5 protein-coding genes and 1 pseudogene are annotated in these 5040 nt (G+C 43.1%); all 6 read right to left on the bottom strand.

Translation table 11 applies throughout. The features are described from left to right. Positions 1-308 (bottom strand): hypothetical protein (locus ACFIMW_RS08710; protein WP_375608813.1); only part of this gene is annotated, 308 nt, incomplete at its 3' end. Positions 309-319: 11 nt separating this feature from the next. Then, entirely contained in the window at positions 320-700 is a 381-nt protein-coding gene (locus ACFIMW_RS08705; protein ID WP_375608812.1) for a hypothetical protein, read from the bottom strand. Between the two features lie 22 nt (positions 701-722). Continuing rightward, positions 723-1850 (bottom strand): N4-gp56 family major capsid protein, encoded by a 1128-nt coding sequence (locus ACFIMW_RS08700; protein WP_375608811.1) that lies wholly within the window; start codon positions 1848-1850, stop codon positions 723-725. Between the two features lie 88 nt (positions 1851-1938). Next, positions 1939-2826: a hypothetical protein gene (locus tag ACFIMW_RS08695; RefSeq protein ID WP_375608810.1), complete on the bottom strand. Its 888-nt coding sequence runs from the start codon at positions 2824-2826 to the stop codon at positions 1939-1941. Between the two features lie 13 nt (positions 2827-2839). Then, complete coding sequence (locus tag ACFIMW_RS08690) at positions 2840-4861, bottom strand: portal protein (RefSeq protein WP_375608809.1); 2022 nt, start codon at positions 4859-4861, stop codon at positions 2840-2842. Continuing rightward, positions 4846-5040, bottom strand: a pseudogene (locus ACFIMW_RS08685) (PBSX family phage terminase large subunit); the annotation flags it as partial. The pseudogene ACFIMW_RS08685 and the gene ACFIMW_RS08690, both read right to left, overlap by 16 nt.

Here is a 5040-nt window from a genome sequence, read left to right as displayed (position 1 = left end):
AGAGTAAGTTCTTCATCATAAGGGACAAATTCCTTTTGATTGCTAGGCTTAACCTCTTTGACTGCCTGCTGTTTGATTTCTGCTTCCCCAAATTCAGTCCCGCCAGCAGTGCTGCCTATTTTTACCTTCGTGTCCGAAAATGCTGTCTTGACATACACTTTAATTGAAGTAATCAAAGCACCACGAGGGAGGGTACCTATCTTCATCACCTTTTCTTTATCTTCATAGCTAAAATTAAGCCGCAAAAAGCTTACCTGCTGCGTATGAAGATTTCTCCCTTGCAAGGGCTGTGGTAAATAATCTGCCATGTCTTATCCCCTCAATGATTTGTCACAAATTGCACAACCACAACACACTCACCAGCATCAGTGGTTTTATCTCTTGTTGCATAAAGGGTCATTTCTTTATCCTCTGGAGTAAAAACCTTTTGGTCTGTTGGTGTAAAATCTTGCGTATTTTGGGCTTTGATATCTTTTTCGCCAAACTCATTGCCGCCATAAGTGCTGCCAATCTTCAATTTCGTCTCAGAAAACGCTGTCTTCACAAACGCTTTTATCGACGTGATCAAAGCACCACGGGGTAATATCCCGATTTTTTCTGTGAGATGCTTCTCTTTATGCGAGATATTCAAACGTAAGAAACTCACCTGTTGGGTGTGAAGATTTCTTCCCTGTAATGGAGGGGGTAATTGATCTGCCATGTCTTGTTTTCCTCCTTAATAATTACGCTGCTGCTTCACCGCTGTAGGTAGGAATAACAATCGTTCCAAAATCTTGCGCTGTCTGCGCACTATTGGGCATTTGGAAACGGGTTTTCTTCATTCCTATCAAAGTCTTGGCGGCTACACCAAATTCACGTTCATAATCAAAATATTCTTCTTTGAGGGTGTAATTTGTTGCACTATGATTTTTCCCAAAACCTATAATCGAACTCTGTGCTCCTAAGAACACCGCACGACGCACACTCTTTACCGCTGTATTATTTGTCGAGTTTACACCATGGGTGACATGAATAGCTTCGCGTAAAACAACACCATTATACATGCCAAGAGAACCATCAAAGATTGGGTTCTTTGCACGAGAGGTCGCATAAACCGATTTTTGAATATCTAACCACTCACCAACTGCTGTATTGGTTCGCAATTGCATGACTTGCGTTGGATGCAAATAGAGAACATAAACATCATCACCATTGACATGGACTGGAGAAATTTGCGGATTGGCAAGTTTGGCTTGTTTAACCGCTTCATCAATCAATTTAAGACTAAAGCTATGTTTGGCTTTATCATTAAGATCTTCATCCTTGGTTTTCCCATCGGGGCGGATAATCCGTTCACTGCTTGGTGCCATGATTTCATTAAAGCCATAATGAACCGGCTTAATATACACTTCTCGACCATCAACACTGATCGTACGAGCTGTATAACCACATACCTGAAGAAAGAACATGATGCTTAAACGATTGGCATACCAGCGAACCAAGCCTTCTTTCGCTTTCTTACGCAAATTCGGGAGAATTCTCTGTTGGTCAATCGAGTCATCATTCGCTACACGTGCTGCATGTAAAAGCTCGTTAATCACCAACCGATCATTCATAAATTGAAGCGCTTCTTCATTGCCCTCTAAGGTTTCGCCTTGTGTGACACCGTCCCCAAACAGATTGACCAGCAGACTAAACGTAACGCTATCCCCTGCACTCTTATGGGTTTCGTTGTAAAGCTGGATAATGCTGTTCGAACTTTTGCCAATCAGAGGAGCAATTTTTGTCGCTTTCAAAACTTCATTGCTTAATTTCTGTGACCACAATTTCACCGATTGCGGATCATGGGGTCCTATATGTGTTGTTGCCATTGATTTCACCTTTCTTTGCTGTAAAAAAACCGGCTTTAAGCCGGTGGAAAACCCGCATCAAGGCGGATTATGTTGTAAAACTTATTGCCTAATCAGGGTCTGCACCCATAATTTCATAAAAACAGGCTTCATTCTTCGGATTTGATATCCAAGCATTGAATTCTTTCTCAGACATATTCGCAAGTGTTTCTTTGGTCATAGGACCTGTACTCCCCCCTCCTCCAGATGCTGTTAAGGTTCTCGCAGAATTCTGCCGACTTTGAAGCGCTGCTACTTGATTATTGGCTTGCACTGCTTGGTTCTGATAACCAAGATTTTGCGCTATCCTATAAAGCTCTTCTGCTGGATTAACCCCCTTTTGGGCGCAAGTCGCTACAATCGTACGCAGTTCATCCCCTATAATCGCATCTATCGTGCTCTTTTGCGCATAAGTCGGATAAACAGAAGACCAAGCACTTAATTGCTTTGCACGCGTCTCATAAAGAAAATCTGCCGCCGCATCAAAATCACTGTATTTATCTTTAATTGATGTAACAGAACTTTCTAAAAACTGGTTCAAATGTCCATTAAATTCATGGGATTCAATAGCTTGCCTTTGAACATCTTGTTGTGCACGAATATACGCATCTTGCTCTTGAAGCTTTTTTCCCATCCAACCCATGTAGCCAATAATGTCTTGTGTAGGATCTGGAGGTCCGCCTTCACCTTCAACCATTGGCGTCTGAGATTGAGGTTCATAAAACTTGACAAGCGCTTCACGGGCTTGTTGAGCTTGTTGTTCTGCACGTTGCCGATCTATAGGAACGATTTCTGAAGGCTTTTCAACGGGCTCTGCAACCGGTTCTGGAGGTGTCGCATCATTATTCTCAACCGTCTCGACCTCATAATCGTTCTCAAAAGAACTCCCATCATCTTCAAATACCGGTGCACCAACCCTATAATCTTCATTCATAGCTTCGTTCATTTCTGCATTCATTCTTTCACCTCTCTCAAATATGCATGCCTCTGTGCAATGCTATTCTCTCTCGCATAATCTGATTGTGTGCTTGTTCATTGAGAAGCTTCTGACGTTCAATGTCATGCCTCTGTTGCATCATTTCGGCTTCCAATTCTGCTCTCTTTTGACGCATGAACAATTCAATCTGCTTTCCTTGCAAATCCATCTGTTGCATCTGACTTTTAGCAGCAATATCCTGCTGCTTTTCTTGCAACTTCATTTCTTGTTCCGGATCCATTTGCTGTTGTTGGGCTTGTTGTGCCATTTGCTGCTGTTGCATCTTCTCACTTACACGATTGAGTAATGACGCAGGCAATGGTGAATAACGAAGCAAATCAAGCATGATATCCGGTGTTACGGCATTTTGAAGCAATGGTAATAATTGCGTGATAATGCCAAAGGTACGCTCTTTCTCATTCGGGCTGGTTGGAGCATCATCCACCACAATATCGTAATCAACACTCATCACCGCTTCACGTGTTAAGGGAATATATTGCGCGTTCTCCTCACCCGATATCCGTACCAAGCGACCATCAGACAAATAATTCTGTATCAGATGCAAAATAATCTTACCCTGCCTTTTGCGATACAAACGCAAGCCATCAAATAGACAAGCAAGCAGGTTAAGACTAGATTGACGCCGTTGTGCCTCTAAAATCCCTGCTTGTGAAACCTCTCTCGTCCCGATAAATTCTGGCGATAAGCCCGTAACTTGGTTAATCGCTTCCTTGGCTTCATTAAACAGTTGGAAAAAACCGGTTGGGAATTGCGCTACGGGTTTGGGCTGTATCTTACCACCTGCCAAAGCGCCATTTTTTAAAACCGTAATACTATCAACCCTGCTCCAACTCTTTACGGCTTCTCTTTCATCTTCAAATGCACCCCTCTCTGCCATTATCCCGCCTTTGGATTGGCTGTTGAGAATGTGCATCACTTGACTGAAATATTTATTCGCCCATCGTTGTGGATCTTTTGTCGGTCTTACAACCCCATAAAATTGTCGTTCTATCTTGTCAAAATACCCTGTTATACACTCCCAACCCAATTGACCCGCTGGAACCAAAGGTTGATCGGGGCATTCAAGCAATTTCCTCCCTAAAAAAGCGCGTTTTACAACCTTTTTATTGAAAGCCGCCCCTTGAATATCGGGCATCATGCACTGTAATTGCTTAAATTCCTCTTCGCTATAATCACGCAATTCACCCGTTTCTAAATCAGGAGCCTTGTAGTATCGCTCGCTTTCAAACCAACGGCATTCAACAAGCGTGACCATCCGACGACCGTTTTCAACATCAATGCCCTTCTCATCACTGTAATAATCAAGATCATTATGGTGAACACCTTCATGAGAGCTCCCATCCCTTGCCCAATCTGCACTGAGTTCACTCCAATGGGCTTTGGGAAACATCTGCTTGGCAACTTCCAAAGGCTTGCGGTCGACATACCACATGCGTTGTGCATCGGTTAAATTCGGTTGCACTGCTGCACTATCCCAAACCATTTTTAAAGGATCTAAACGCGTAATAACCGGTTCACCATCTATACTGTTTTCATAATCAAGCCGCGTATCGGTCCACCCCATGCCGCAGATGACAGCGTCTTGGAAAGCATCACTATCCGCATATTCCGCATGCGCCACATCTCTAAACCATTCTGCTGCTCCTGTAAGCAATTCACTTGGCAATGCCTTGCCTATTTGACGAGGAATGAATTGCACCTCTCGTTTATTGTTACGCTCTGAACCAACTACAGCATTAACCAATGGTGCAATGCGATTAAACGTCATAACGGGGCGGCGTTGTTCTTTTAAAGCCGCTAAATCTTGATCATTCCACTGATCACCATTGTAAAATTGAAAATCCTCCCTTGCATGTTCACGCCATTTGTTCACATGCTCAACATCTTCTTTGTACCAATTCACAAGCTTGCGAAACAAACCTTCTGTCGACAGATCTGATGCGGCGTTACTTTCTTTTTCTAAATGCTCTTCATCATACATCATTCTGCCATCCATGACGTGCTCTCATAAGCTTCTCTACCGCTATAAGCTTGTCTCTTGTGTTTCTGCATCGGCTGTTCATACCCCACACACATCAATCCAAAGGCATCTGCACCATGACTGGACCAATCATGCTCGGCGCCTAAACCAATATTACGCTTCTCATCCCATTTCTCATGATACCAATTCAGTGC

The organism is Bartonella sp. AC329YNZD, assembly GCF_042196685.1.
Taxonomy (GTDB): Bacteria; Pseudomonadota; Alphaproteobacteria; order Rhizobiales; family Rhizobiaceae; genus Bartonella.
The sequence above is the reverse complement of the archived record's forward strand: the minus strand, read 5'-3'. Positions and strand labels throughout refer to the sequence as shown.

Coding starts and splice junctions, on each gene's coding strand:
- ACFIMW_RS08705 (WP_375608812.1), bottom strand. CDS start 700: ATGGCAGATCAATTACCCCCTCCATTACAGGGAAGAAATCTTCACACC.
- ACFIMW_RS08700 (WP_375608811.1), bottom strand. CDS start 1,850: ATGGCAACAACACATATAGGACCCCATGATCCGCAATCGGTGAAATTG.
- ACFIMW_RS08695 (WP_375608810.1), bottom strand. CDS start 2,826: ATGAATGCAGAAATGAACGAAGCTATGAATGAAGATTATAGGGTTGGT.
- ACFIMW_RS08690 (WP_375608809.1), bottom strand. CDS start 4,861: ATGGATGGCAGAATGATGTATGATGAAGAGCATTTAGAAAAAGAAAGT.